Raw genomic sequence first — 560 nt, 5'->3', positions numbered from 1 at the left:
CCGGGCGCGACCACTACACCTGCTCGTTCAGCCACCCTGCGGTGAAGCGCAGCATCTCGGGGGTGTCGTCGACCATCTGGCGGGCGAGCATGCCTTCGATCGCGCCGCCGACGAACCGGACGTCCACCTTCAACATCGCGGTACAGCGCAGCTGCGAGCCGCCGCCCGCCGGAGCCAGCACCACGCTGCTGTGACCGGAACCCGGTGCGCCACGTGCCTCGATGCGGACCTCGCCGTGCAGCTCGCCGTCGACGAGGGTCCACCTCTGGTCCTGGACGATCTCCAGGTCCCGCGGATACAGCTTTCCGAACGGCTTGGGCAGCAGGGCGCTCCGCAGGTCCTGGACGGTGACGACCTGTACGAGGCCGTCGACGACGTCGATGGCGTCGAGACGGCCGTTGTCGCCGTAGTTCGCCAGTCGTGACGTCCAGTAGTCCGCGTCGGAATATGCGGCATGGATCTGTTCGACGCTGATCGCCGATTCGACCTCGAAGTCGAGGGTTCGTGTCATGCCTGCATCCACCTCCGTTGCGTACCGTGCCCGCACATTGTCGACCCCA

Annotated in this window: 1 protein-coding gene; it reads right to left on the bottom strand. The window is 66.8% G+C overall.

The genetic code is table 11. The features are described from left to right. Window positions 1-13: 13 nt before the first annotated feature. Window positions 14-511 (bottom strand): DUF2505 domain-containing protein, encoded by a 498-nt coding sequence (locus tag Q2100_RS07050; RefSeq protein ID WP_302913418.1) that lies wholly within the window; start codon window positions 509-511, stop codon window positions 14-16. Window positions 512-560 lie beyond the last annotated feature (49 nt).

The sequence above is a fragment of the Mycolicibacterium arseniciresistens genome (assembly GCF_030519285.1).
GTDB lineage: Bacteria > Actinomycetota > Actinomycetes > Mycobacteriales > Mycobacteriaceae > Mycobacterium > Mycobacterium arseniciresistens.
Note: the sequence above shows the minus strand (reverse complement) of the source record. Positions and strands in the feature narration are given on the sequence as shown.